The 26365-nt window shown below is 73.8% G+C and carries 23 protein-coding genes; 11 read left to right on the top strand and 12 right to left on the bottom strand.

What is annotated here, in order from left to right; genetic code table 11:
- Positions 1-176 precede the first annotated feature (176 nt).
- Complete coding sequence (locus ABD979_RS05970) at positions 177-944, top strand: hypothetical protein (protein WP_345506531.1); 768 nt, start codon at positions 177-179, stop codon at positions 942-944.
- 64 nt (positions 945-1008) lie between these two features.
- Here the strand turns inward: ABD979_RS05970 and ABD979_RS05975 are convergent, their stop codons facing one another.
- Positions 1009-2121 carry an SGNH/GDSL hydrolase family protein gene (locus ABD979_RS05975; protein WP_345506532.1) on the bottom strand — a complete coding sequence of 371 codons (1113 nt, stop codon included), beginning with the start codon at positions 2119-2121 and terminating at the stop codon, positions 1009-1011.
- A gap of 210 nt (positions 2122-2331) precedes the next feature.
- Between ABD979_RS05975 and ABD979_RS05980 the strand changes: the two genes are divergently transcribed.
- The gene (locus tag ABD979_RS05980) at positions 2332-3702 is read left to right on the top strand and encodes a cystathionine beta-synthase (RefSeq protein WP_345506533.1); all 1371 of its coding nucleotides are present in this window, start codon (positions 2332-2334) and stop codon (positions 3700-3702) included.
- A gap of 92 nt (positions 3703-3794) precedes the next feature.
- Here the strand turns inward: ABD979_RS05980 and ABD979_RS05985 are convergent, their stop codons facing one another.
- Positions 3795-4367, bottom strand: coding sequence for an HhH-GPD-type base excision DNA repair protein (locus ABD979_RS05985; protein ID WP_345506534.1), 573 nt, complete (start codon positions 4365-4367; stop codon positions 3795-3797).
- A gap of 36 nt (positions 4368-4403) precedes the next feature.
- On the bottom strand, positions 4404-5057 hold the full coding sequence (locus tag ABD979_RS05990; protein WP_345506535.1) for an IMPACT family protein: 654 nt from the start codon (positions 5055-5057) through the stop codon (positions 4404-4406).
- Positions 5058-5138: 81 nt separating this feature from the next.
- Here ABD979_RS05990 and ABD979_RS05995 point away from each other — a divergent pair, with 81 nt between their 5' ends.
- Positions 5139-5504 (top strand): CrcB family protein, encoded by a 366-nt coding sequence (locus ABD979_RS05995; RefSeq protein WP_345506536.1) that lies wholly within the window; start codon positions 5139-5141, stop codon positions 5502-5504.
- Positions 5501-5866, top strand: a complete 366-nt coding sequence (locus ABD979_RS06000) for a CrcB family protein (RefSeq protein WP_345506537.1) — start codon at positions 5501-5503, stop codon at positions 5864-5866. Before ABD979_RS05995 ends, ABD979_RS06000 begins: the two co-directional genes overlap by 4 nt.
- Here ABD979_RS06000 and ABD979_RS06005 read toward each other — a convergent pair.
- On the bottom strand, positions 5859-6566 hold the full coding sequence (locus ABD979_RS06005; RefSeq protein ID WP_345506538.1) for a sirohydrochlorin chelatase: 708 nt from the start codon (positions 6564-6566) through the stop codon (positions 5859-5861). The two genes, ABD979_RS06000 and ABD979_RS06005, sit on opposite strands and share 8 nt — an antisense overlap.
- Before the next feature lie 149 nt (positions 6567-6715).
- Here ABD979_RS06005 and cobA point away from each other — a divergent pair, with 149 nt between their 5' ends.
- Together cobA and ABD979_RS06015 are read left to right on the top strand one after the other, a co-directional pair.
- A complete protein-coding gene (gene cobA / locus ABD979_RS06010; protein WP_345506539.1) occupies positions 6716-7741 on the top strand; it encodes a uroporphyrinogen-III C-methyltransferase in 1026 nt (341 codons plus the stop codon).
- Between the two features lie 77 nt (positions 7742-7818).
- Positions 7819-8952 carry a uroporphyrinogen-III synthase gene (locus ABD979_RS06015; RefSeq protein WP_425583926.1) on the top strand — a complete coding sequence of 378 codons (1134 nt, stop codon included), beginning with the start codon at positions 7819-7821 and terminating at the stop codon, positions 8950-8952.
- Here the strand turns inward: ABD979_RS06015 and ABD979_RS06020 are convergent.
- On the bottom strand, positions 8942-9331 hold the full coding sequence (locus ABD979_RS06020; RefSeq protein ID WP_345506541.1) for a winged helix-turn-helix transcriptional regulator: 390 nt from the start codon (positions 9329-9331) through the stop codon (positions 8942-8944). The two genes, ABD979_RS06015 and ABD979_RS06020, sit on opposite strands and share 11 nt — an antisense overlap.
- 96 nt (positions 9332-9427) lie before the next feature.
- Here ABD979_RS06020 and ABD979_RS06025 point away from each other — a divergent pair, with 96 nt between their 5' ends.
- Positions 9428-10309: an SDR family oxidoreductase gene (locus ABD979_RS06025; protein ID WP_345506542.1), complete on the top strand. Its 882-nt coding sequence runs from the start codon at positions 9428-9430 to the stop codon at positions 10307-10309.
- Positions 10310-10446: 137 nt separating this feature from the next.
- Here the strand turns inward: ABD979_RS06025 and nirD are convergent, their stop codons facing one another.
- The 5 genes from nirD to ABD979_RS06050 are packed head-to-tail and all read right to left on the bottom strand — an operon-like array spanning position 10447 to position 18686.
- Positions 10447-10908: a nitrite reductase small subunit NirD gene (gene nirD / locus ABD979_RS06030; protein ID WP_345506543.1), complete on the bottom strand. Its 462-nt coding sequence runs from the start codon at positions 10906-10908 to the stop codon at positions 10447-10449.
- A 17-nt stretch (positions 10909-10925) separates the two neighbouring features.
- Positions 10926-13484, bottom strand: a complete 2559-nt coding sequence (nirB, locus tag ABD979_RS06035) for a nitrite reductase large subunit NirB (RefSeq protein WP_345506544.1) — start codon at positions 13482-13484, stop codon at positions 10926-10928.
- Positions 13484-15055, bottom strand: coding sequence for an FAD-dependent oxidoreductase (locus ABD979_RS06040; RefSeq protein ID WP_345506545.1), 1572 nt, complete (start codon positions 15053-15055; stop codon positions 13484-13486). Before ABD979_RS06040 ends, nirB begins: the two co-directional genes overlap by 1 nt.
- Complete coding sequence (locus tag ABD979_RS06045) at positions 15052-17199, bottom strand: molybdopterin oxidoreductase family protein (RefSeq protein WP_425583919.1); 2148 nt, start codon at positions 17197-17199, stop codon at positions 15052-15054. Before ABD979_RS06045 ends, ABD979_RS06040 begins: the two co-directional genes overlap by 4 nt.
- Positions 17196-18686, bottom strand: a complete 1491-nt coding sequence (locus ABD979_RS06050) for a nitrate/nitrite transporter (protein WP_345506546.1) — start codon at positions 18684-18686, stop codon at positions 17196-17198. Before ABD979_RS06050 ends, ABD979_RS06045 begins: the two co-directional genes overlap by 4 nt.
- 249 nt (positions 18687-18935) lie before the next feature.
- On the opposite strand from ABD979_RS06050, the gene ABD979_RS06055 reads away from it, so the two are divergent.
- Positions 18936-19766, top strand: coding sequence for an alpha/beta fold hydrolase (locus ABD979_RS06055; protein WP_345506547.1), 831 nt, complete (start codon positions 18936-18938; stop codon positions 19764-19766).
- A 37-nt stretch (positions 19767-19803) separates the two neighbouring features.
- Here ABD979_RS06055 and ABD979_RS06060 read toward each other — a convergent pair whose 3' ends face one another.
- A complete protein-coding gene (locus tag ABD979_RS06060) occupies positions 19804-20508 on the bottom strand; it encodes a LuxR C-terminal-related transcriptional regulator (protein ID WP_345506548.1) in 705 nt (234 codons plus the stop codon).
- Positions 20505-22028: an ATP-binding protein gene (locus ABD979_RS06065; RefSeq protein WP_345506549.1), complete on the bottom strand. Its 1524-nt coding sequence runs from the start codon at positions 22026-22028 to the stop codon at positions 20505-20507. The genes ABD979_RS06060 and ABD979_RS06065 overlap by 4 nt, the downstream gene beginning before the upstream one ends.
- 125 nt (positions 22029-22153) lie before the next feature.
- On the opposite strand from ABD979_RS06065, the gene ABD979_RS06070 reads away from it, so the two are divergent.
- The 3 genes from ABD979_RS06070 to ABD979_RS06080 all read left to right on the top strand — a co-directional run bounded on the left by ABD979_RS06070 (position 22154) and on the right by ABD979_RS06080 (position 26294).
- Positions 22154-23530 carry a PspC domain-containing protein gene (locus ABD979_RS06070; RefSeq protein WP_345506550.1) on the top strand — a complete coding sequence of 459 codons (1377 nt, stop codon included), beginning with the start codon at positions 22154-22156 and terminating at the stop codon, positions 23528-23530.
- On the top strand, positions 23527-24192 hold the full coding sequence (locus tag ABD979_RS06075; protein WP_345506551.1) for a hypothetical protein: 666 nt from the start codon (positions 23527-23529) through the stop codon (positions 24190-24192). The genes ABD979_RS06070 and ABD979_RS06075 overlap by 4 nt, the downstream gene beginning before the upstream one ends.
- A gap of 143 nt (positions 24193-24335) precedes the next feature.
- Positions 24336-26294, top strand: coding sequence for a M13 family metallopeptidase (locus tag ABD979_RS06080; protein WP_345506732.1), 1959 nt, complete (start codon positions 24336-24338; stop codon positions 26292-26294).
- Positions 26295-26365: the final 71 nt, after the last annotated feature.

The raw sequence follows: 26365 nt of genomic DNA on the forward strand, positions 1-26365 counted from the left end.
GTTGGACAGGGCGCGGGCCATGACGTGCGTCTCGCCGAGCGCGGCGGGCGGGTATGACCACGCAGCCGGGTCGTCGTCACGCCCGGATACGCTGGTCGGGCCGTCGGCGCACCAGCTCCGACCACCGCCCGCGTGCTCAAGCCGGGCGACCCAACGATCAGGGGGCCATCTCCACCATGAAGACCTTTCCGACCCGCGTCGTCGCGCTGACCGGGGCGCTCGCGATCAGCCTCGGCGCGGCCGCGTGCTCGAAGTCCGAGACACCTGCCGCCAGCGCGCCCAGCGCGTCGAGCACCGCCAGCACCCCGGCCGGGTCGAGCAGCAGCACGTCGGCGCCGGCGAGCGACGCCCCCGAGGCCGCCGACATCCTCAGCAAGGCCAAGGCGAACGCGCTCGATGCGACGTCCGGCGCCTTCGTCGGCCAGGTCGACCAGGGCGGCAAGACGATCAAGATCGACTTCAAGGGCACGAGCGACGGCAAGACCGCCGACATCGCCATCGACATGGAGGGCGACGGCAAGGCCCGCGTCATCTCGCTGCCCGAGGGTGTCTACATCCAGGGCGACGCGACCTTCTGGAAGAAGCAGGGCGCCCCGGCGGCGGTCCAGAAGGCCGGCGGCAAGTTCATCAAGGCCCCGGTGTCGGCGTCGTCGATGACCCAGAGCCTCAGCCTCAAGAGCTTCCTCGAGAAGGCCTTCGGCGCGGTGACCCCGAGCCAGCTGAGCACCGACGTCGCGAGCGAGAGCGTCAACGGCGTCGACTGCTGGGTGCTCACCGACACCAAGGGCAAGGAGGAGGGCGCCCTCTACGTCTCCAAGGACGCGTCGCAGGTCGTGCGCTTCACCGGCTCGACGAAGAGCCCCGGCCAGCTCGACTTCTCCAAGTGGAACGAGGACCTCGGCATCACGGCTCCCGCCAAGGGCGAGATCATGTCGGTCGGCTGAGACCACCTGTACCGGAAGGGGCCGTCCGCGTCGCGGACGGCCCCTTCCGCATGCGGCGGGCACGTCAGGCGTACGCCCCCGGTGTGCCTGCGGGAGTCGTGACGTCATCCTCGGCCTCGTCGGTGGCCGGCGACGGACGCGGGCCGGAGCCCCCGGAGGCCCCGGAGCCAGGCAGGGCCGGGAGGGCGGGGAGGGCGGGGCGGATCCGGTGCAGCAGCACGGCCCAGCGGCCCTGCGCGCCGCGGGCCTGGCCGCCGACCTCGGCGGGCGCCACCTCGCTGCCCGGGCGGGTCACCGCCATGGTGGCCGCGACGGCGACCGGGCCGACCCCCTCGCCGCGGCGCCGGTCGGGCGCCGGGCTGTCGAGCTCGCCGAAGAGGTGCAGGGCGGCGCACACGCTCGGCAGCAGGGCGGCCGCCACCCGGGCGTAGCCCACCGGGCTGGGGTGGAAGCGGTCCTTGCTGAACATCACGTGCGGCTCGGCGGCGAAGGCCTCGCTCAGCAGGTCGCCGATCGACACGGCGCGGCCGCCGGCCTCGACGACCGCGACCGTCTGCGCGGCCGCGAGGTCGCGCGACCAGCGCCGCGCGAGCAGCCGCAGCGGTTGCGGCACCGGCTCGAGGGCGCCGAGGTCGGGGCACGTGCCGACGACGACCTCGGCGCCGGCACCGCGCAGCCGGCGGACCGCCTCCGCGAGGTGGCGCACGGCCACCGAGGTGTCGATGCGGTGGGTGACGTCGTTGGCGCCGATGAGCACGAGGGCGACGTCGGGCTCGGTGACGGCGTCGAGGGCGCGGTCGACCTGCTCGCCGAGGGCCGTCGACTCGGCGCCGATGACCGCGACGTTCGTCAGCTCCACGGGCCGCCCGCTGAAGGCCGCGACGCCGCTCGCCACCGTCGCGCCGATCGTCTCGTGCGGGTGGTCGGCGCCCATGCCGGCGCCGGTCGAGTCGCCGAGCACGACGAGGCGCACGGGCTGGCCGTGCCCCGTGCCGTAGCGGCCGGCGTCGTCGGGTGCCCCCTCGAAGTGCTGCCCGACGATGCGGCGGGTCATCACCGCCTCGACCCGGAGGAGTCCGTAGCCCAGGGCGCCCAGCACGCCGAGCCCGGCCACGCCGACTCCGCCGCCGTAGGCCGCGGCCTGGGCGATCCTGCGCGCGCGTCGTGCACGCCCCATGCGGGCTCCCCTTCCGCCGAGATGAAACCGGGTCCACCACGGTAACGCCCCGGCCGCTCGGTCCGTGCCCGGTTCGTGACGGTCCGGGAGGGGCGCGTGCGCCCGGACGGCTCCCGCGGACCCTCCGACCCCAGCGCCTGCACGCGCCGGACGGGGTGCTCGCCCCACCGCGTGTCTCGCACGGTGGGACGGCCCTCCTAGGATGGGCGGGTGAAGTATGCAGAGAACGTCGCCGACCTCGTCGGCAACACGCCCCTGGTCAAGCTCGGCTCCGTCGTCGCGGACGCGGGGGTGAAGTGCACCGTGCTGGCGAAGGTCGAGTACTTCAACCCGGGCGGCTCCGTCAAGGACCGCATCGCCCTGCGCATGGTGGAGGCCGCCGAGCGCGACGGCCTCCTCAAGCCGGGAGGCACCATCGTCGAGCCGACGAGCGGCAACACCGGCGTCGGCCTCGCCCTCGTGGCCCAGCGCCGGGGTTACCACTGCGTGTTCGTGTGCCCCGACAAGGTGAGCCAGGACAAGCGCGACGTGCTCAAGGCGTACGGCGCCGAGGTCGTCGTCTGCCCGACCGCCGTCGAGCCCGAGCACCCCGACTCCTACTACTCCGTCTCGGACCGCCTCGTGCGCGAGATCGACGGGGCGTGGAAGCCGAACCAGTACTACAACCCCGAGGGGCCCAACAGCCACTACCTGACGACGGGTCCGGAGATCTGGCGCGACACCGACGGTCGCGTCACGCACTTCGTCACCGGCGCGGGCACGGGCGGCACGATCAGCGGCACCGGCCGCTACCTCAAGGAGGTCAGCGACGGCGCCGTGCGCATCATCGCGGCCGACCCCGAGGGCTCCGTCTACTCGGGTGGCACGGGTCGGCCCTACCTCGTCGAGGGTGTGGGTGAGGACTTCTGGCCCGGCGCCTACGACCCCTCGGTCGTCGACGACGTCATCGCCGTCAGCGACGCGGACTCCTTCGAGATGACGCGCCGGCTCGCCCGCGAGGAGGGCCTGCTCGTCGGCGGGTCGTGCGGCATGGCCGTCGTGGCGGCCCTGCGCGCGGCCAAGGACCTGCCGGAGGACGCCGTCCTCGTCGTGCTCCTGCCCGACTCCGGCCGCGGCTACATGAGCAAGATCTTCAACGACGAGTGGATGCACTCCTACGGCTTCCTCAACGACCACACGGAGACGACGGTCGGCGAGGTGCTGCGGAGCAAGACCGGCGACATGCCGGCGCTCGTGCACACGCACCCCAACGAGACGATCCGCGACGCGGTCCAGATCCTGCGCGAGTACGGCGTCTCGCAGATGCCCGTCGTCAAGGCCGAGCCGCCCGTCATGTCCGGTGAGGTCGCCGGCGCCGTGAGCGAGCGGGCCCTGCTGGCCGCCCTGTTCACCGGTCAGGCCCACCTGGCCGACCCCGTCGACAAGCACATGGAGACGGGCCTGCCGCTCGTCGGTGCGGGCTCGCCGGTCTCCGCGGCCCGCAAGGAGCTCGAGGACTCCGACGCGATCCTCGTCGTCGAGGACGGCAAGCCCATCGGCGTCCTGACGCGCGCCGACCTGCTCGGCTTCCTCGCCGACTGACCGTCCTCGGGCCACGCCCGACACCCCGATGCCGCTGGGCTCGCTTCGAGGAGAAGCGAGCCCAGCGGCATACGGGCGACGGTTCTGGTTTCTCAGCCCTGTTGACCGGCCTTGGCCTGGGCCTTCTTGGCCTGCTTGAACTCTCGCACCTTGAGCAGCGAGTCGCCGTCGACCACGTCGGCGACCGAGCGGTAGCCGTCCTGGGCGTAGTCGCCGGCTGCCGCCTCCCAGCCGTCGGGCCGGACGTCGAGCTGCTTGGCGAGGAGCGCGACGAAGATCTGCGCCTTCTGCTTGCCGAAGCCCGGCAGCTCCTGCACGCGCTTCAGCAGCTCCTTGCCGGTCGTGGCCTCGGTCCAGAGCCGCGTGACGTCGCCGTCGTAGCGGCTCTCGACGAGTGCGGCGAGCTCCTGCAGCCGCGCGGCCATGGAGCCGGGGAAGCGGTGGATCGCCGGCGGCGTGCTCGCCATCGCCTTGAACTCGTCGGGGTCGGCGCCGGCGATGGCGGCGGGGTCGAGGGTGCCGAAGCGGCTCAGCACCTTGTGACCGCCGCGGAAGGCGTGCTCCATGCCGTACTGCTGGTCGAGCATCATGCCGACGACGACGGCGAAGGGGTGCTCGTCGAGGACCCGGTCGGCGGCGGGGTCACCTGCGATCTGGAAGCCCATGCAGGCATGCTCTCACGCGCGTCGCGCGGCCGGCCCTCACGCGTCGGCGTCGACCCACGTCGACGGCCCCGGCCCCAGGCGACCGCGCCCCGACGTCACGGCGGCCACAGTGGCCGTCACCGCGTCGGCGCTGTCCGGCGCCGTCGCGACGTGCAGACGGATGCCCTCGGTGCCGTACTCGACGGCCGTCACCCCGGTGGTGGGCAGGCCGCGCAGGGCGTGCTCGAGCCGCGGCCCGGTCGCGTGGTCGACGTCGACGACGACCCCCTGGCGCCGCTCGCGGGCCAGCACGCGGGCGTCGTCGAGGGCGAGGGACACGGCGTCGCCGTACGCGCGGATGAGCCCGCCGGTGCCGAGGAGGGTGCCGCCGAACCACCGGCACACGACGGCGGCGACGTCGGTGAGGTCGCGCCCGCGCAGGACCTCGAGCATGGGCGCGCCTGCGGTGCCGGAAGGTTCGCCGTCGTCGTTGGAGCGCTGGGTCGCGCCGTCCGCGCCGATGACGAAGGCCGTGCAGTGGTGTCGTGCGTCGCGGTGGGCGGCGCGCACGTCGGCGACGAACGCCCGTGCCTCCTCCTCCGAGCTCACGGGGGCGAGCTCGCACCGGAAGCGCGACCGCTTGACCTCGAGCTCCGCGACAGCCGGGGCAGCGAGGGTGAGGTAGCGCAGGGGCTGGTTCACCGGGGCCATCTCTCCTCGGGCGCGGCGCGGACCCCTCGAGTATGCCCCGGCCGGTGCGCGCGGCGCCGGGACGGCTGCGAGACTGCTGCCATGCACGTCGTCGCGGTGGCCCTCGGTGGCGCGCTCGGCACCCTGCTGCGCCTCCTCCTGACGAGCGGGAGCTCCGGTGGCGCGGAGTGGGACCCGCGGATCAGCGTCGTCAACGTCGCCGGTGCCTTCCTGCTCGGGATGCTCGCCCGGCTGCCGGTGCGGCCGCAGCTGCGCTCCCTCCTCGGCCCGGGCTTCCTCGGCGCCTTCACCTCGTTCTCGGCGCTCAGCATCACGCTCGTGGACGGCTCGGCGGCGACCGCCGTCGCCCTCGGGCTCGGGGTGAGCCTCGGGCTCGGCGTGCTGGCGGCCGCCCTGGGCTACTGGCTCGGCGGGCTCGTCGTTCCGGACGAGGAGGCGGGCGCGTGAACGGCACGCCGTGGTGGGGGTGGGTGCTCGCGGTCGGGGCCGGCAGCGCCGGTGCCCTGCTGCGCACCTGGCTCGTCGCCGTGCTCCCGCGCCGTCCGCTCCCGATCGGGGTGCTCACCGCCAACGTCGCGGCCTCGGTGGTCGGCGGCGCCGTCGTGGCGACGCGGGCCGACCTCGGGCCGACGTGGACGCTCGTGCTCGTCGGCGGCACGTGCGGCGGCCTCTCGACCCTGTCGACCCTCGCGGCCGACACCGTCGAGCTGTGGCGCGAGGAGCGGCGCGGCGGCGCGCTCGGCAACCCGCTCGTCAACCTCGTGCTCGGCCTCGCCGGCGCCTGGCTCGGGTGGTGGGTGCTCAGCTGAGGTAGCGCTCGACGACGATGTCGACGAGCTCGTCCGGCGCCGGCCCGTTCGGCAGCAGCAGCGGCGGCGTCACGACGTCCGCCCCGCACCGCGTGGCGCGGTCGGCGAAGAAGCCGGGCGCGAGCAGGTAGGTGGCGACGACGACGCGCCGGCCGGGCATCCGCACGGCCGCGACGGCCTCCTCCAGCCGTGGCTCCGCCGCCGAGAGGAACGCCGCCGTGACGGCACGCTCGAGCAGGCCGCCGAGGGTGTCGGCGACGCGGACGCAGTCGGCGACGGCGGAGGGCTGCGAGGAACCGGCGGCGGCGAGCACGACGACGTCGTCGTCGCGCAGCCCGGCCGCGTCGAGGCGGCGACGCAGCAGGCGGGCCAGGCGGTCGTCGGGTCCGAGGGCCGGGGCCAGCGTGGCTGCGGGCACGGACGCCACGGCCTCGGTGAGGTCGACGAAGACGTGGTAGCCGGCCGAGAGCAGCAGCGGCACGACCCGCGCCCCGCGCCCCGCGGGGATCGACCCGAGCACGCTGGCCGGGTCCGGCGGTTGCACGTCGACGAAGGCCGCCCGCACCTCGAGGTCGGGACGGCGCGCCGCCACCGCGGCCACGAGGCGCCCGATGGCCGCGCGGCCGCGGGGGGACGACGTGCCGTGCGCGGCAGCCACGAGCACGGGGGCCACCGTGGCTGGTGGCACGGGGCTGGTCATGGGCCCACTCTGTCAGGTGCGACCGCACGGCACGCAGGCGTCCGAGTGAGTCGGCCGTTACCGCGCGATCGCCCGACGGAAACGCGGACGAAACACTCACTTCCTACCGTGGGAGCCGACCTGGATCACGACCGCGACGGGAGGCCGCAGTGCTGATCGACACCGACCTGACGGGGCTGCCCGTGCTCGTCGTGGGGCCGCCGGGGCTCACCACCTCGGTCGTGCGCCGTCACGAGCGGGCCGGTGCCGTCGTCACGCTCGCCTCCGGTCCCGGGGACGTGACGCAGGAGGTGTGCAATCGCGTCCGGCTCGCGGTGCTCGTCGGGCCGGCGGCCGGCTGGGCCTCCGTCCGTGACGCGCTCGCCGGACGGTGTCCCGTCGTCGACGCGCCCGTCCCGGCTGCGCCGCGTGGCCGGGTCGTCCTCGTCGGGGCGGGCCCCGGCGGTCTCGACCTGCTGACGCTCGCCGGGGTCCGCGCCCTCGCAGAGGCCGACGTCGTGCTCACCGACCGGCTGGCCGAGGTGGGCGACGTCGCGCGCCTCGCCCCGGGAGCCGAGGTCGTCGACGTCGGCAAGCGACCGGGACACCACGCGGTGCCCCAGGGTGAGATCGAGCGGATCATGGTCGAGCGGGCCCGCGCCGGCCTCACGGTGGTGCGGCTCAAGGGCGGCGACCCCTACGTCTTCGGGCGCGGGGGCGAGGAGGTCGAGGCGGCGGTCGAGGCCGGCCTGCCCGTCACCGTTGTGCCCGGCATCTCCTCGGCCGTCGGCGTCCCGGGGAGCGCCGGCATCCCGGTGACCCACCGCGGTGTCAGCCACGTCGTCACCGTCGTGTCGGGCCACGTCCCGCTCGAGGAGGAGCAGGCGCAGGCGCTCGTCGCGCTGGGCGGCACCGTGGTCGTCCTCATGGGGATGCACAACCTCGTCCCGCTGACGACGGCGCTGGCGCGGGCCGGGCTCGCGGCGGACACCCCGGCCGCGGTGGTGGAGCGCGGTTTCACGCCCGACCAGCGCAGCATCGTGGGGACGCTCACCACGCTGCCCGACCTCGCCGTGCGGGGCGGGGCGTCCTCGCCGTCGGTCATCGTCGTCGGCGAGGTCGTGCGCCGCTCCGCCGTGTGGGCGCGCCGAGTGGGAGCCGATGCCGACGGGATCGCCATGGACGGCGTGGCGTGAGCGAGGCCGGGGAGAGATCGTCGGGAGCCGGCGCCGTCGGTCGACGCAGCCATCCGCCCACGGCGTGGTCGGCCGCCCTGGACGGGCCGGACCCCGACGCTGCCCGGCCGGACGCCGCCGGGCCGGTGCTCGACGGCTTCCGGATCGCCGTGACCTCGGACCGTCGGTCGGGTGACCTCATCGACGCCTTCGTGAGACGCGGCGCCGAGGTGCTCCACGCACCCGCCGTCCGGATCGCTCCGGTCGACGAGGACGAGATCCTCATCGGCGACACGCGGGCCGTCATCGACGCTCGCCCGGACGTCGTCGTCGTGACGACGGCCTACGGCTTCAGGCGCTGGATCGAGGCGGCCGACGCGGCCGGCCTCGGTGAGGACCTCGCCGCCGTCCTCGACGAGGCGCGCATCATCGTCCGCGGCCCCAAGGCGCGAGGTGCCGTGCGGGCGGCCGGGCACGACGATGCCGGCATCGCCGACGACGAGCGCACGGCGTCGACGATCGGGCTCGCGCTCGAGGCCGGAGTCATGGGTAGGCGCGTGGCCGTGCAGCTGCACGGCCACGAGGACGTCGAGCAGCTCGAACGTCTTCGCTCGGCCGGGGCGACGGTGCTGACCGTCGCGCCCTACCGCTGGGCGCGGCCGACCGACGAGAGTCGTCTGGGCCGTCTAATCGCAGCCGTGGCCTCCCGCGAGGTGGACGTCGTCACCTTCACGTCGGCGCCGGCAGTGGACGGACTCGTCTCTGCCGCAGCGCAGCTCGGCATGGACGGCGTCCTCGTCGACGCCATGCGGTGCGGTGTCGCGGCGGCAGCCGTGGGGCCGGTGACGGCCGCGCCGCTGCTCGACCTCGGCGTGACGCCGATCGTGCCCGACCGGTTCCGGATGGGTGCGCTGATCCGCTCCGTCGTCGAGCACCTGACGCTCAACGGCGTCGCGGAGGTGCAGACGGCGCTCGGGCCGCTCGTCGTGCACGGCCGGGTCGTCACCTTCGGTGGTGAGACCGTGAGCCTGGCGCGTGGGCCGCGCGCGATGCTCGCGGCCCTGATGTCCGAGCCGGGCGCCGTGCTGAGTCGTGAGCGTCTCCTCGACGAGCTGCCCGAGGCGGAGAACGAGCACGCGCTCGACATGGCCGTCAGCAGGCTCCGCTCGGCGTTGCCCGACCGGCACCTCGTGCAGACGGTCCTGCGCCGGGGCTACCGCCTCAACGTCTAGCGGCGGCCTCCCCGGCGTCGCCGACGATCGCCGGCGCGTGCTCGGCGATCCAGTCCATGAGGGGCACCATCCGCTCGGCGAGGCGGGCGCCGCGCGCGGTGAGGGAGTACTCGACGTGCGGTGGCACGACCGGCCGGGCCACCCGGTCGACGAGCCCGTCAGCCTCGAGCATCCGCAGGGTCTGCGCGAGCATCTTCTCGCTGACCCCTTCCGCCCGACGACGCAGCTCGCTCCACCGCAGGGGCTTGCCCTCGGCGAGGGCGAGGATGACGAGCGTGCCCCACTTGCTCGTCACGTGGTCGAGCACGACTCGGCTCGGGCAGTCGGAGGCGAAGATCCCGTCCGGGAAGTGTCGGCGCAGGGTGTTACTTACCGTCATGTCAGTACCTTACTTCAAAGTGGGTACTAACTTCTGGGAAGTATGATGTTGACCCGGTCGTTCCGGAGGGTGTCAGTCCCACCCGAAAGGAACATCATGACCCTTCTCGTCACCGGTGCCAGTGGTCACCTCGGCCGTCTCGTCGTCCAGTCCCTCCTCGAGCGCGGCACGCCGGCCTCCGACGTCGTGGCCGTCGTCCGCGACCCCGAGTCCGTCGCCGACCTGGCCACGCGCGGTGTCGTCGTGCGCCGCGCAGACTACGGCGACCCGGCATCCCTCGATGCCGCGTTTGCTGGTGTGGACCGTCTGCTCCTCGTCTCAGGGAGCGAGGTCGGCCAGCGGATCGCCCAGCACGCCAACGTGATCGAGGCCGCCAAGCGGGCGGGAGTGGGCTTCGTCGCCTACACCAGCATCACCCGGGCCGACACCTCCGACCTGCTGCTCGCGGCCGAGCACCGCGCCACCGAGGAGCTGCTGGCGGAGTCCGGCCTGCCGCACGCGCTGCTGCGCAACTCCTGGTACCTCGAGAACTACACCGCCCAGCTGCCGACCTACCTCGAGCACGGCGCCGTCCTCGGTGCTGCCGGCGACGGCCGCGTCAGCGCCGCCGCACGTGCCGACTACGCCGACGCCGCGGCCGTCGTGCTCGCGGCCGACGACGGACGGGGGCACGACGGCGCGGTCTACGAGCTCGGTGGGGATGACGCGTTCACCCTCGGGGAGCTGGCTGCCGCGGTGGGGCGCGCCACCGGTCGGGAGCTCGCCTACCGTGACCTGTCCGTCCCCGACTACACGGCGGCCCTCGTCGTGGCCGGCCTCCCCGAGGCGTACGCCGGTGTGCTGGCCGACAGCGACCGCGGGATCGCCGAGGGGGCCCTGTCCACCGACAGCGGCGACCTGGCGCGGCTCATCGGTCGCCCGACGACCAGCCTCGAGGACGCCCTCCGCGCCGCCCTGGCGCTGACCCCCACCCCCTGACCCCGGCCCCCCAACCGTCGAGAGGCCAAAGTTCGCGGCCTCCCAACCGTCGAGGGGCCAAAGTTCGCGGCGTGATCCGCGCGCAAAGTCTGGCCCTTCGACGGTGGGGGACCCGCAGAGTGTGGCCTTTCGACGGTTCAGGGGAGGGGGAGGCCGATCCGGACCTCGCCGTGCTGGACGCGGACGGCATACGTCGGCAGGGCGACCTCCGGGTCGTCGAGGGCGGCACCGGTTCGCAGCGAGAAGACCTGCTTGAGCAGTGGTGAGGCCACGGTCGGCTCACCACTGCGATCACCGGTGAGCCCGCGCGAGAGCACCGCGGCCCGGGCGTACGGGTCGATGTTGTCGACGGCGTAGATCATCCCGTTGGGCAGCAGGAACAGGGCGGCCTGGGCGCCGCCGGGCAGGAGCACGGCGACGCCACGACCGGGCACGAGGGTCGCGACGGAGCAGGCCGGCACCCACTGCCGCGCTCCGGGGGTCGGCAGGATGCCGGGACGGATCGAGTTCCGGGTCACCTCCGGCCCGAGGGCGCCGAGGCCGCCGCGGCTGCCGAGACTGACGCGGCGCGAGGCTGGGGTGCTGACGAGTGTGCTCATGGTGGACTCCTCTGGGCTCAGGCGTTCTCGCGGACGGTGGGCAGGCCGAGCAGCACGGGCACCTTGCGTGGCCCTGACTCGTCGAAGGCGACCGTCGGGTCGGCCTCCTCGGGGGCGTTGACGAACGACACGAAGCGCGAGAGCTTCTCGGGGTCGTCGAGCACCGCCTTCCACTCGTCCCGGTAGCCCTCGACGTGGCGGTCCATCGCGGCCTCGAGGTCCGCGGCGATCCCGAGAGAGTCGTCGCACACCACGGCTCTGAGGTGCTCGAGCCCGCCCTCGAGCGCGTCGAGCCACGGCGCCGTGCGCTGCAGCCGGTCGGCCGTGCGGACGTAGAACATGAGGAAGCGGTCGATGCAGCGCACGAGCGTCTCGTCGTCGAGGTCGCTCGCCAGCAGCCTGGCGTGGGCCGGCGTCTGCCCGCCGTTGCCGCAGACGTAGAGGTTCCAGCCCTTGTCCGTCGCGATGACGCCGACGTCCTTGCCCCGCGCCTCGGCGCACTCGCGAGCGCACCCCGACACCCCGAACTTGATCTTGTGCGGGGAGCGCAGGCCGCGGTAGCGGTGCTCGAGGTCGACGGCCATGCCGACCGAGTCCTGCACGCCGTAGCGGCACCACGACGACCCGACGCACGACTTCACGGTGCGCAGCGACTTGCCGTAGGCCTGCCCCGACTCCATCCCGACGTCGACGAGTCGCTGCCAGATCGCGGGCAGCTGCTCGACGCGGGCACCGAAGAGGTCGATCCGCTGGCCGCCGGTGACCTTGACGTAGAGACCGAAGTCCAGGGCGACCTGGCCGATCGTGATGAGCTGCTCGGCCGTGACCTCGCCCCCGGGCATCCGCGGCACGACGGAGTAGGTGCCGTTCTTCTGGATGTTGGCGAGGAAGTGGTCGTTGCTGTCCTGCAGCGCCGCCTGTTCGCCGTCGAGCACGTGGTCGCTGCTCGTCGAGGCGAGGATCGAGGCGACGGTGGGCTTGCAGATCTCGCAGCCCGTCCCGGTGCCGGAGCGCGCGAGCAGCCCCGAGAAGGTGCGGATGCCGGTGGAGGCCACGATCTCGAAGAGCTCGGCCCGGCTCTGCTCGAAGTGCTCGCAGAGCGCCTTGGACAGCTCGACGCCTGAGTCAACGAGCAGCCTCTTGACGGTGGGCAGGCAACCACCGCAGGTGGTTCCGGCGGTCGTGCAGCCCTTGATGGCCGCCAGGTCGCAGGCGCCCTCGGCGATGGCGCCGCAGATCGAGCCCTTCGTGACGTTGTTGCACGAGCAGATGACGGCGTCGTCGGGTAGCGCGTCGGCGCCGAGCTCGGCAGCCGCCGGGGAGACGAGCGCACCCGGGTCCCCGGGCACCTCGCGCCCGACGTAGGCCTTGAGCGTCGTGTACGCCGACGCGTCGCCGACGAGGACGCCGCCGAGCAGGGTGCGGGCGTCGTCGCTGACCACGACCTTGGCGTAGGTGCCCTTCGTCGCGTCGGTGTGCACGATCTCGAGTGCGCCCGGCGTCGTGGCCATCGCGTCGCCGAACGACGCGACGTCGACGCCGAGCAGCTTGAGCTTGGTGGACAGGTCGGCACTCGGGAACGTCGCCTCACCGCCGAGCAGCCGGTCGGCCACGACCTCGGCCATCGTGTAGCCCGGGGCGACGAGGCCGTAGCAACGGCCCTCGACGGCTGCCACCTCGCCGACGGCCCAGACGTTCTCGTCGCTGGTGCGGCAGGACGTGTCGGTCAGCACGCCGCCTCGCTCGCCGATGTCGAGGCCGGCCGCTCTCGCGACGCCGTCGGACGGCCGCACCCCGGCGGAGAAGACGACGAGGTCGGTGAGCAGGGCCGTGCCGTCGGAGAGCTCGACCGCGAGACGCCCGTCGCCCTGCGCGGCGATCGAGCTCGTGCCGGCGCCGGTGTGCACCTGCACGCCGAGCTGGCTGACGAGCCCTTCGAGCACTGCGCCACCGCCGACGTCGACCTGGAGCGGCATGAGGCGCGGGGCGAACTCGACGACGTGCGGCGTCAGGCCCAGCAGGCGCAGGGCGTTGGCCGCCTCGAGTCCGAGCAGTCCGCCTCCGACGACGAGGCCGTTGGCCTCGCGTCCGTCGGCGTGGGCCCGTTCGATCGCCGCCTCGGCAGCCGCCCGGATGCCGTCGAGGTCGTCGAGCGTGCGGTAGACGAAGCAGCCGGCGGAGTCGTGGCCGGGCACCGGCGGGACGAAGGGGTGCGAGCCGGTCGCGATGACGAGCTCGTCGTAGGCGATGACGTCGCCGGTGCTCGTCGTGACGGTGCGCGCCGCGCGGTCGACGTGCTCGGCGCGGGTGCCCAGCCTCAGGTCGACGAGGTCGTCACCGGCATACGTGTTGCCGGCGAGGGCGAGCGACGCGCGGTCCCACGCGCCGACGTAGGAGGAGAGACCGACGCGGTCGTATGCCGCCTCCGCCTCCTCCGAGAGGACGGTGACCCTCCACGTGCTCGCGGTGTCGCGCGACCGGAGGGCCTCGACGAAGCGGTGGCCGACCATGCCGTGGCCGACGACGACGACGGAGCCGGTGGTGGTGCGCGTCGGGTTCTCGGTGGTGGTGGACATCAGGCGGCTCCTTCGGTCAGGGCGGCGGCTGCCGGCACCGGTTCGGGGGTCGAGGAGGTGGGCGCGGGGGAGGAGGCGGGCTCGGACGAGCGCAGCCACGAGCAGAGACCGTCGACGGCGCCCTTGCACGAGCCGCAGCCGGTCGTGGCGCGGGTGGCCTCGGCGACGGCGCCGACGGTCCCGGCGCCGGATCGGAAGGCGCTGACGATCGCGGACTTCGTCACGGTGTTGCACCGGCAGATGACGGCCGTGCCGGGCATCTCGGCGAGGTTGACGGCCTCGGCGGCTCCCGGCCGGGTGATGGCGCGACCGAGCATGAGCGACAGGCGGTCCCGCGGGACGACGGAACCGGTGTCGTAGAGCTGGGTCAGGGCGCCTGCCGCGTCGCCGACCCCGAGGAGGATGGCGCCGACCAGGCGGTCCTGGCGGAGCACGAGCTTGGCGTAGCGGCCCCGGCTCGGGTCGGTGAAGGCGAGCACCTCGTGGCCCGGGTCGTGCACGTCGACGTCGACGGTGCCCATGCTCGCGAGGTCGATGTCGTGGGCCTTGAGCCGGGTCAGCACGCTCGTGCCCTCGTAGGTCGCCTCGGGGTCGGCGCCCGTCAGCACGTCGGCGAGGACACGCGCCTGGTCCCAGCCCGGCTGGACGAGCCCGGGCACCTCGCCGCGGTGCTCGGCGCACTCGCCGATGGCGTGGACGTGGGGCACCGAGGTGGCGAGGCGGTCGTCGACGACGACGGCCCGGGCGACGACGAGCCCCATGGCGATGGCGAGGTCGGTGCGCGGTCGTACCCCCGCCGCGACGACGAGGAGGTCCGCGGGCAGGGCGGACCCGTCGCTCAGGACCACGTGGGCCGGCTCGCTCGCCGTCGCGGCGTGGCGGGCGGTGACGAACTGGCCGAGCACGAGCCGCGCGCCGATGCCCTGGACGACCCGGCTCAGGACCGCGCCACCGTCCGCGTCGAGCTGCCGATCCATCGGGTAGTCCTGCGGGTGCACGATCGTGACGTCGATGCCGTGCGCGAGAAGGCCCCGTGCGGCTTCGAGTCCGAGCAGCCCGCCGCCGAGGACGACAGCGGTGGAGGCGGACTCGGCTGCGCGGGTGATGCGGTCGCAGTCGTCGACGGTGCGGAACGCCACCACGCCGCGAGCCAGCGGTGCCGCTGTGCCCGGCGTGCCGGCCTGCAACCCCTCGGTGGGCGGGACGAAGGAGGTGCTCCCCGTCGCGAGCACCAGCTCGCCCCAGGCGACGACGCGCTCGCTGCCATCGGCCGCCACGAGGGTGGCCGTGCGTTCCGCGGTGTCGACGCGGTCGACCCGCACCCCCGTGACGACGTCGATGTGGCGGGAGGCCCACCAGCCGTCGGGCTTGAGACGGGTGTCTCGGGGGGTGATCGCACCGGCGACGACGGTGGAGAGCAGCACGCGGTTGTAGGCGGCGTGCGGCTCCTCGCCGACCACGGTCAGCGCGAAGCGCGTCGCGTCGGGATCGCGGTGCCGGATCTCCTCGGCGAGGCGCGCCCCGGCCATGCCGTTGCCGACGACGAGGACGTGGCGGGTCGGGCGGTTCACGAGATCGCCTCCAAGCGGACGGCGCACGCCTTGAACTCGGGCATGCGGCTGGTCGGGTCGAGGGCGGCATGGGTCAGCGAGTTGGCGCGCGCGTCGCCAGCCCAGTGGAAGGGGAGGAAGACCACGTCGGTGCGCATGTCGTCGTCGAGGCGCACGGCGGCCCGGGTGCGACCGCGACGGCTCACGACGTCGACGGGGTCGGCGTCCTCGAGGCCGGCAGTGCGCGCCGTGTCCGGGTGCATCTGCACGAACATCCCGCCGGCCGCCGCCGACAGCTCCTCCACGAGACGCGTCTGCGCGCCGGACTGGTAGTGCTGGAGGACGCGCCCCGTCGTGGCGACGAGGGGGTAGGCCGCGTCATCGGCCTCCGCAGGTCCGACGTGGTCGACGGCGACGAAGCGCGCGAGCCCGTCCGGCGTCGCGAAGCGGTCGAGGAAGAGCCGCGGCGTGCCCTGCGGCCGCTCGGTGCTGCACGGCCAGTGCAGGCTCTCACCGGCGTCGATCCGCTCCCAGGTCACGGCCGAGTAGTCGGCCGGGCCACCGGCGGAGGCGCGCCGCAGCTCGTCGAAGACGACGCGCGGGTCGGTGGGGAAGGCTGTGCGGCAACCGATCCGGGCCGCCAGCTCGCTCCACACGTCGAGCTCGCTGCGGCAACCCTCGGGGGCGGTGAGGGCTCGTCGCCGTCGCAGCACCCGTCCTTCGAGGTTGGTCAGCGTGCCCTCCTCCTCGGCCCACTGCAGCACGGGCAGCACGACATCGGCGACTGCCGCTGTCTCCGACAGGACGAAGTCCGACACGACGAGGAGGTCGAGCGCGGCGAGCCGTCGGGCCACGGTGCGCGCGTCCGGCGCCGACACGACGGGGTTCGACCCGTGCACGAGGAGCACCCGCGGGCCACCGTCGGTGCCGAGCGCCGTCAGCAGCTCGAAGGCGCTCCGGCCGGGACCCGGCAGGTCGGCCGGGTCGACCCCCCAGACCGCGGCGACGTGGGCACGGGCGGCCGGGTCGTCGATCCTGCGGTAGCCGGGGAGCTGGTCGGCCTTCTGGCCGTGCTCGCGCCCGCCCTGGCCGTTCCCCTGGCCCGTGATCGTGCCGAAGCCGGTCCCGGGGTTGCCGGGCAGGCCGAGCGCGAGGGCGAGGGCGATGAAGGCCGTCACCGTGTCGGTGCCGCTCGCGTGCTGCTCGGTGCCGCGGGCGGAGAGGACGTAGGCGCCGCGCTCGGTGTCCCGGGCGCGGGCCAGCGTCGCGACGGCCGCCCGCATCGTCGTGACGGCGACGCCGGTGACGCTCTCGACGCGCTCCGGCAGCCACTGGGCCGCGACCGACCACACGTCCTCGAAGCCCGAGGTGCGCTCCGCGATGAACCCGCGGTCGGCATACCCCTCGGTGACGGCGAGGTGCAGCATGCCGAGCGCCAGTGCGGCGTCGGTGCCCGGGCGCAGCTGCAGGTGCAGCCCGCCGCCGTCGAGGGCCTTCGCCGCGGTCGGGGTGAGGCGCGGGTCGGCGACCATGAGGCCACCGACATCGGCTGCGCGCACGAGGTGGGTCAGGAAGGGCGGCATCGTCTCGGCCGGGTTGGCGCCGAGGAGCAGCACGGCGTGCGCCGAGCCGATGTCGGTGACGGGGAAGGGCAGCCCGCGGTCGAGGCCGAAGCAGCGGATCCCCGCCGCCGCGGCCGAGCCCATGCACCAGCGCCCGTTGTAGTCGATCTGGCTCGTGCGGAGGGCCACACGTGCGAACTTGCCCAGCTGGTAGGCCTTCTCGTTGGTCAGACCCCCGCCGCCGAAGACCGCGACCGCGTCGTGGCCGTATGCCGTCTGCGTCCGGACGATCGCGTCGGCCACGATGTCGAGGGCTTCCTCCCAGGACGCCGGGGTGAGCTCGCCGTCGCGCCGCACCAGCGGCGTCGTGAGCCGGCCGGGGGTGCGCAGCAGCTCGGCGCTCGTCCACCCCTTCTGGCACAGGCCTCCCCGGTTCGTCGGGAAGCGACGGGGGCTGACCGTGAGGTCGGCCGCCGACGACCCGGTCAGCGTCATCGCGCACTGGAGCCCGCAGTAGGCGCAGTGCGTCGCGACCCCGGCCCGCACCGTGGGGGCCTCCGCGCCGGCCAGGAGGGTCGGCATCCTCGGCGAGGTGGCGGTCATCGGTGGTAGCGCACCTTGGTCAGGGTCGCGGCGCCGACGTAGAAGAGCGTGAAGACGACGAAAGCGGCGGTGGCCGAGTGCGCGGCGCCCTGGTAGGACGCGCGCAGCCCGAGGTTGATGAGGACACCGCCGAGGGCGCCGATGGCGCCGGCGATGCCGATGAGGGAGCCCGCCATCGAGCGCGACCACGCCGCCCGCTCGGGCTCAGGGCCGGCCACACCGGCGGACTTCGCCTCGAAGAGCGCGGGGATCATCTTGTAGACCGAGCCGTTGCCGATGCCCGAGAGGACGAAGAGCAGGACGAACCCCCCGATGAGCCCGGCCAGCTGCACGCCGGTCGCCGCGCCGGAGGTGACGTCGTCCGAGCGGGCCGCGAGCGTCACGAGCACGCCCGCGACGGCCATCCCGACGAAGGTCCACAGGGTCACGACGGCTCCGCCTCGACGGTCGGCGAGCCGGCCACCCCACACGCGGCTGACCGAGCCCAGGAGCGGGCCGACGAAGGCGATCTGGGCGGCGTGCAGGCTCGCCGCCGCCGTCTGGGCCGGTGTAGGCACGCTGCCCCCGGTGAGGCCGGCGAGGAAGGTCTGGTTGAGCACCTGCCCGAACGCGAAGCCGAACCCGATGAACGAGCCGAAGGTGCCGATGTAGAGCAGCGAGATGACCCAGGCGTCGGCGTGCCGCAGCACCTCGAGCATCGCCCTGGGGTTGGCGCTCTGGTGGTCGAGGTTGTCCATGAAGACGGCGGCGCCGATGCTCGCGACGGCCAGCAGGACGAGGTAGACGGCGCAGACGACCTCCGGCCGGCGGTTGCCGAGCGTCGCGATGACCAGCAGGCCGACGAGCTGGACGACGGGCACCCCGATGTTGCCACCGCCGGCGTTGAGCCCCAGGGCCCAGCCCTTCATCCGCTGTGGGTAGAAGGCGTTGATGTTCGTCATCGACGAGGCGAAGTTGCCGCCGCCGAGACCGGCCAGGCCGGCGACGACCAGGAAGGTCGTGAGCGAGTGCCCGGGGTTGACCATGAGCCACCAGGTCAGGGTGGTCGGCACGAGGAGCGCGATCCCGCTGACGATGGCCCAGTTGCGGCCGCCGAAGAAGGCCGTCGCCATCGTGTAGGGCACCCGGAGCACGGCGCCGACGAGCGTCGGCACGGCGACGAGGAAGAACTTGTCGGCCGAGGTGAAGCCGTAGACGGCCTCCGGCATGAACAGGACCATGACCGACCAGATCGACCAGATCGAGAAGCCGATGTGCTCGGTCGCCACCGACCATACGAGGTTGCGGCGGGCCACGAGCCTGTTGCCGCCCTCCCACGCCGCGGTGTCCTCCGGGTCCCAGTCGCGGATGACCCGCTTCCTCGGGGTGGTGAGCTCACGGAGGCGACTCGGACGGTCGGCGGTCGGCGCGAGCGCGGGTGGGGCGGTGGTGGTCGCGGCGGCGCTGCCGGTCGTGCGGTCGGTGGTGCTTCCGGTGGTCGTGCTCACGAGGTTCCTCCTGGGCTGCTCGAGCCGAGCGGGACGGTGACGGGCGAGGTGCGGTCTGGCCGCTGCGAGGGCGTGTCGCCCACGCTAGGAAGCGCGTGTTGCCGGTCGACGGGTGCGCCGTGACGCTGTGGTTACAGCTGTCTCACGGGCCCTGCGACGGTCGGTGAGGTCACGCACCCGGCTCGCCGCCGAAGGCCTCACGGCCGGCCGGGCGCGGCGTGAGGTGGTCTGCGGCGTAGGCTCGCGCCCATGACGACGGCCGGCGACCAGGACTCGCTCAACACGCTGTCGGTCGGCACGGCCGGGCCGCGGATCGCCTTCCTGCACGGCCTCTTCGGCCAGGGGCGCAACTGGAACCAGATCGCCCGGGCCGTCAGCGGTCCGGAGGGCACGGACGCCCGCTGCCTGCTCGTCGACCTCCCCGACCACGGCCGGTCCCCGTGGTCGCAGCAGTTCTCGCTCGAGGCGTATGCCGATGCCGTGGCCGCGACGCTCCGCGAGGCCGGCGCGGGGGAGCCCTGGGCCGTGGTCGGCCACTCGCTGGGCGGCAAGGTGGCCATGGTGCTCGCGCTGCGCCACCCCGAGCTCGTCGACCGGCTCGTCGTCGTCGACATCGCGCCGAAGGGCTACGGCTCGCTCGAGCGGTTCGAGGGCTACATCCGCGAGATGCAGGCCCTGCCGCTCGGCGAGCTGACGAGCCGGGGCGACGCCGAGGCCCGGTTCGCCGAGCCCGACCGCGGCGTCAAGGCGTTCCTCCTGCAGAACCTCCGCCGCGACGGGTCGTCGTGGCGCTGGCAGGTCAACCTCGACCTCGTCGCGGGCGACGCCGCCCGTGGCGCCGGGTCACGCATCGCGGGCTGGCCCGACGACCTCGACGCGCTGCCGGCCTACGACGGCCCGGTGCTGTGGGTCGCCGGCGGCGACTCGCCGTACATCCAGCGCGACGACGCCGAGCGCATGCGGCGGCACTTCCCGCGCACCCGCCTCTTCACGATCAAGGGCGCCGGGCACTGGGTGCACACCGATGCGCCGGAGATCGTCGTGACCGCCCTGCGTCGCTTCGTCACGGCCCCCGACTGAACGCATACGCCCCCTGCGGGACGGGGGAGGCCGGTGGTCAGAGGAGGCGGCGGCCCATGGCCCAGGCCGTCAGCTCGTGGCGCGAGCTGAGCTGCAGCTTGCGCAGCACCGAGCTGACGTGGGTCTCGACGGTCTTGACGGAGATGAACAGCTCCTTCGCGACCTCCTTGTACTGGTAGCCGCGGGCGATGAGCCGCATCACCTCGCGCTCGCGCGCCGAGAGCCGGTCGAGCTCCTCGTCGATCTCGGCCACCTCGCCGGCGGCCGCCCCGAACGCGTCGAGGACGAAGCCGGCGAGGCGGGGGCTGAAGACGGCGTCACCGTCGGCGACCCGCCCGATGGCCGTGAGCAGCTCCTCGGCGTTGATCGTCTTCGTGACGTAGCCGCGCGCCCCGGCCCGGATGACGGCGATGACGTCCTCGGCGGCGTCGGAGACCGACAGCGCGAGGAAGCGCACCGGGACCCCGGCGCGTGACTGCAGGCCGGCGCAGGCCCGGATGACGTCGGCGCCGCCGTGGCCGTTGCCACCCGGCAGGTGGACGTCGAGCAGCACGACGTCGGGCTGCTCCGCCGCGATCACCGACGTCGCCGACTCCACGGCCCCGGCCTCGCCGACGATCTCGAGCCGGAAGGCGGCCGGCCGCGCACCGCCGTCGAGCGACGACAGCTCGGCGCGCACGCCGGTGCGGAACATGTGGTGGTCGTCGACGAGGACGATGCGGATGGTCCGCGGGTCGGTCATGAAGGCTGCTCCTGCGCGTGCGTGGGCGGTGTGGACGGTGTGGGCCGGGTGGGCCGGGTGGGCGGGGTGGCCGGGTCGCCGGGGGTGTTCGAGGCGCCGGGGGTGGCCGGGTCGGGTCCGGGCACCTGCCCGACGGGCAGGCGCAGCTCGACCTCGGTGCCGTCGGCGCGGCGGCGGATCCGGGCGCTGCCACCGTGGCGCTCCATGCGCCCGATGATCGACTCGCGCACGCCGGCGCGGTCGTCGGGCACGGTGTCGAGGTCGAAGCCGGTGCCGTGGTCGCGCACGAACGCCTCGACGGCGTCCGGGCCGACCTCGACGTAGGCGCTGACGGGCGGAGCCGCGTGGCGCACGGCGTTCCACGTCGCCTCGCGCACCGCCTTGACGAGGGCGTCGAGGTGCTCGTCCATGGGCCGGTCGCCCGTGACGACGAGCTGGACCGGCACGCCGTGGAGGTCCTCGACCTCGCCCATGGCGGCGGTGAGCGCGGCCGTCAGGGTGCCGGCGCGCGCGTCCTCGTCGTAGAGGTAGCTGCGCAGCTGGCGCTCCTGGGCGCGGGCCAGTCGGGCCACGGTCGCGGAGTCGGTCGACTGGCGCTGGATGAGGGCGAGCGTCTGGAGCACCGAGTCGTGCAGGTGCGCCGCGATGTCGGCGCGCTCGGTGGCCCGGATGCGGGCGGCCTGCTCGAGCCGCAGGTTGCTCCACAGGCGCAGGATCCAGGGCGCCGAGAGCACGGCGACACCGACGAGCGCGGCGAGCACCGCACCGGCCACCTGCCACAGCTCGGTGAGGTCGGTGCCCCGCACGAGCAGGCCGACGAGACCGAGGATCGTCAGGCCGAGACCGACGACGAGCCACACCCACCGCACCGGCCGCCGGGCGCCGATGGCGTCGGTCTCGTCGAGCTGCGACCAGAAGAAGATGGCGCCGATGACGATCGCGACGAGCGGCAGCACGAGCTCGGCGTGCACGTCGAGGCCCGCCCCGCCGAGCCACAGCGCGCCCGCGACGGCGAGCGCGGCCACCCCGAGCAGCGTCAGCACGACGGCCTGGTTGCCGCTGCGCAGCCAGGTGCGCAGGCTCGCGAGGTCCACGGCGGGAGTCGCCTTCGCGGCGGACCCGGTCCCGGGAGTCGTGGTCGGGGTCGCCCCTGCTGCGGATGCCGCCGGCGACGTGGGCGCCGTGGATCCCGGGAGGGCGTCGACCTGGCGCATCGTGGCCCAGAGGAACACGTAGACCGCGAGGCCGGCGCCGAAGGGAATCGTGGTGAGCACCAAGGCGATCCGCACGGCGAGCACCGGCACACCGAGGTGCAGGGCCAGGCCGGTGGCGACCCCCGCGACGACCTTGCCGTCGCGTCGGCGGGCGAGCGGCGGGCGCGGCGTCGTGCGCCAGCTCAGGACGGGTGGCGGGGGCGGTGGGGCCGTGGGCGGCGTCAGGGAGGCGGGTGCAGGGGTCGCGCGGCCGGCGGGCCCCTGGGGGTCCACGGGGTCCGCGCCGCTCTCGTATGCCGTCTGCACCACCCCATCCTCGCCCACGCGGGTGCGTGGCGGCGACCCTCGAGGCCACCTTTGGGGGTCGCGTCAGGGTGCGCTCAGGGTCGACCCTCATGGCCGGCGGCCGGTGCGGGGGCCACGCTGGGGCCATGACGAAAAGCACTGGCGCCCCGCCGCAGGGGCACGGCCTCGACGGTTTCTACGCCGCCCTGCGCAAGCCGGGGATCATGCGCCGCTCCGACGGTCGCTGGTTCGCCGGTGTCGCCGCGGGCACGGCCCGCTGGCTCGGGGTCGACCCGCTGGTGGTGCGTGCGGGTTTCATCCTCTTCTCCCTCTTCTTCGGCATGGGCCTCGCCCTCTACCTCGTGCTGTGGCTGCTCATGCCCGACGAGGGGGGCGAGATCCACATCGAGCGCGCGCTGAAGCACGGCGAGGGCAGCTCGATCTTCCTGCTCGTCGTCACGGCCATCGCGGTGAGCGGCGGCGGCCCGTGGTGGGGTGGCGACTCGCGCGGCTTCCGCTTCTTCGGCTTCGCGCTCCTCGTCGTGGGGGCCTGGTGGTTCCTCACCCGCACCGGCACAGGTCGCGAGCTGATGGCACAGGCGCCCTGGCGCGACCGCAGCGGCAGCCCGAGCCCGTCCGAGGGCGCGGCCGGCACCACCTCCACGACCTCCGGTGGGTGGACCCCGCCGGCCGGAGACGGGACGGCGACACCCGGGGGAGCCGGCGCATACGGCAGCGGGCCCTACGGCTCGACGGGGAACGCGGCGGCCAACGCCGGGGCCTCCCTCGGCACCGCGCGGACGCCCGCGCCGACGGTCGTGCGCGAACGCACGCCGTCGCTCGGCTTCGCCGGCTCACTGCTCGCGCTGGGTCTCGCCATCGTCACCGGTGTCGCCCTCATGTCGGTGGCGCAGGCCGCCGACTGGCGGGGCAACGCCCTCGCCGTCGGTGTCGCAGCCGGCGTCGGCGTGCTGGGCCTCGTGATCCTCGTCGCGGGCATCGCCGGGCGTCGCTCGGGTGGCCTGCACTTCTTCGTGGTGACGGGCCTCTTCGTGGCCGCCGTCGCCACGGCCGCCCCGGCGGGGCTGACGCAGCCCTGGCAGGCCGGCGAGCGCAGCTTCACGGTGACGTCGTTGACCCCGGCGCCCGACTTCGAGCTCGGCCTCGGCCAGATGAAGGTCGACCTCACGAACGCCGGTTACGCCGCGACGCCGCAGACCGACACCGTGACGGCCACCGTCGGCGTCGGGCAGCTCGACCTCGTGGTGCCGGAGGGCGTGCGGGTCACGGTGCACGCCAAGGGGCGCGCCGGCGACCTGGACGCGAAGGGCACGACGGACGGTGACATCGCCGTCTCCTCGGGCGACGGTGGTCGCACCGGCATGGGCGGCATGCGCGAGAGCGGCATGGGGTGGGAGCGCACCCTCACCTACGGCCCGCAGACCGGCCCGGAGCAGATCGTCGTCGACGCCGAGGTCGGCATCGGCCAGATCAACGTCACGACGACCAAGGCGAGCTCATGAGCCCCACGACGGACCCGCAGGGCACCGACCAGCAGGGCGCCGACCCGCACGACCTCGACCACCCGAACGCCCCGGAGGCGACCGCGATGAACCAGCACACCCCCGACGAGTCGCCGGACCTCACGTTCAGCGACCCGACGGCCGACCCCGTGCCTGCGCCGAGCCCGGCGACCGGCCCGACCGATCCGACCGATCCGACCGGCCCGACGCCATCCGTGCCGACGAGCGCGGGCGACACGACCGCGATTCCGGCCGGCTCGACGCGGACGATGCCCGCGGGGGCTTCGGCCCCGACGACGCCGTTCCGGGTGGAGTCGCACGCCCCGGTGCCCGACGACGCGGTCGTGCCGGGCAGCGACCTGCCCCACCTGCCGCCGCCCGGCGCGACCCGCCCCGACCCGGCCTGGGCACCCCCGGCGGCCCCGGCGGCCCCGACGCCGGCCCCGCGCCCGGTGCTCGTCACCGTGCGCAGGGGGCCGCGGCCCGGCGCGATCATGTTCGGCCTGCTGACGATGCTCGTCGCGGCCTACCTGGTCGTCGGCAACCTGACGGACGCCGACCTCAGCCTGGACCAGGTGGGCCCCTCGATGATCGGCGCCTTCGGCGGGGTGCTGCTGCTCGTCGGCCTCGCCGGTGTCGTGGCGGGGAGGCTGCGCCGCTGACCGACCCGGGGCTGCCCTCGGCCGGGCCCGTCGACACGTGGCGGGCGGCGGGGGGCCGAGCGGGCGACCGGGCTCGTGACTAGGCTCGAACGCACGATCGCCGGTCCGGTCCGGCGCCCGATGTGGGGAGAGAGAGCGTGGTCATGCAGTCCGGCATCAACCTCGAGGCCTTCGACCGGTCGGCCCGTCCGCAGGACGACCTGTTCCGGTTCGTCAACGGCACGTGGCTCGACACGACGCAGATCCCGGGCGACCGGTCCCGCTTCGGCACCTTCGACATCCTCCGCGAGGAGTCGACGTCGCGCGTGCGCGACCTCATCGAGGAGGCGGCCACGGCGCACGACGGGGCGAGCGGGAGTCCGCAGCGCCAGGTCGGGGACCTCTACGCGAGCTTCATGCGGACCGAGCGCATCGAGGAGCTCGGCCTGACGCCGCTCCAGGCGGCGCTCTTGCAGGTCGCCGCCGTGACCGACGTCGAGTCGCTCGGGGCGACGTTCGGCCGTCTCGAGCGTGACGGCGTCGGCGGCCCGCTGAGGCACTTCGTCTCGCCCGACGAGCGGTCGCCGGAGGACTACGTCGTCTACCTCGAGCAGGGCGGGCTGGGCCTGCCCGACGAGTCGTACTACCGCGAGGAGAAGTACGCCGAGATCCGCACGGCGTACGTCGCGCACATCGAGCGCCTGCTCGACCTCGCGGCGATCCCCGACGCGGCCGACAAGGCCGCGCGCACGATGTCGCTCGAGACGCGCCTCGCGTCGTCGCACTGGGACACGGTGACGAACCGCGACGCGATCAAGACGTACAACCTGCACTCCCTCGAGGAGGCGAAGGCGCTTGCGCCCCAGTTCCCTTGGGACGCATGGATCTCCGGTCTGCAGGCACCCGACGGTGCGTTCGCGAAGGTCGTCGTGCGCCAGCCGAGCTTCGTCAGCGCCCTCGGCGCCGAGCTCGAGGGCGCGCACCTCGAGGACTGGCGCGCCTGGCTCACCTTCCACGTGCTGTCGGAGTTCGCGGCATTGCTGCCGCAGGCCCTCGTCGACGAGGACTTCGACTTCTTCGGCCGCACCCTCTCCGGGCAGCCGGAGAACAAGGAGCGGTGGAAGCGCGGGGTCGCCGTCGTGGAGTCGTGCGTGGGCGAGGCCGTGGGACAGCTGTATGCCGAACGCTGGTTCCCGCCGGCGGCCAAGGAGCGCATGCAGGAGCTCGTCGCCAACCTCGTCGAGGCCTTCCGACGCTCGTTCGCGTCGCTCGAGTGGATGGGTCCGGACACCCGGGCCCAGGCCATCGACAAGCTCGCGGCCTTCACCCCGAAGATCGGCTACCCCGACGCCTGGCGTGACTACTCCTCGATCGAGATCGACGCAGACGACCTCGTCGGGAACGTCTGCAGGAGTGCGGCTTTCGAGGTCGACCGCAACCTCGCCAAGATCGGCGGGCCGATCGACCGCACCGAGTGGTTCATGCTGCCCCAGACGGTCAACGCGTACTACATGCCGACGATGAACGAGATCGTGTTCCCGGCCGCGATCCTCCAGCCGCCGTTCTTCGACCTGGAGGCCGACGACGCGGTGAACTACGGCGGCATCGGCGCCGTCATCGGCCACGAGCTGGGGCACGGCTTCGACGACCAGGGCTCGCGCTACGACGGCACCGGTGCCCTGCGCGACTGGTGGACGGAGGAGGACCGGTCGCGCTTCGACGCGCTGGCCCAGCAGCTCATCGAGCAGTTCAGCGCCTACACGCCCGCCGGTCTCTCCGAGGACCACAAGGTCAACGGCGGGCTCACCGTCGGCGAGAACATCGGCGACCTCGGCGGCCTGCAGATCGGCTACTCCGCCTACCGCATCGCCTGCGAGGAGGGCGGCATGCCCGAGCTCGACGGCTTCACCGGCCCGCAGCGCTTCTTCATCGGGTGGGCCCAGGTGTGGCGGGGCAAGGCGCGCGAGGCCGAGGCGATCCGCCTGCTCGCCGTCGACCCCCACTCGCCGCAGGACGTGCGCGGCAACGCCGTGCGCAACCTCTCCGAGTTCCACGAGGCCTTCGACGTGCAGCCCGGTGACCGCATGTGGCTCGACCCCGACCAGCGGGTCCGCATCTTCTGACGCGCGGCACGCCACCGACGACCGACCCCGTGGGCGACGCCCGCGGGGTCAGTCGTCGAGCGGGTCGTCGG

Origin of the sequence: Terrabacter aeriphilus (genome assembly GCF_039542985.1) — a bacterium.
GTDB lineage: Bacteria > Actinomycetota > Actinomycetes > Actinomycetales > Dermatophilaceae > Terrabacter > Terrabacter aeriphilus.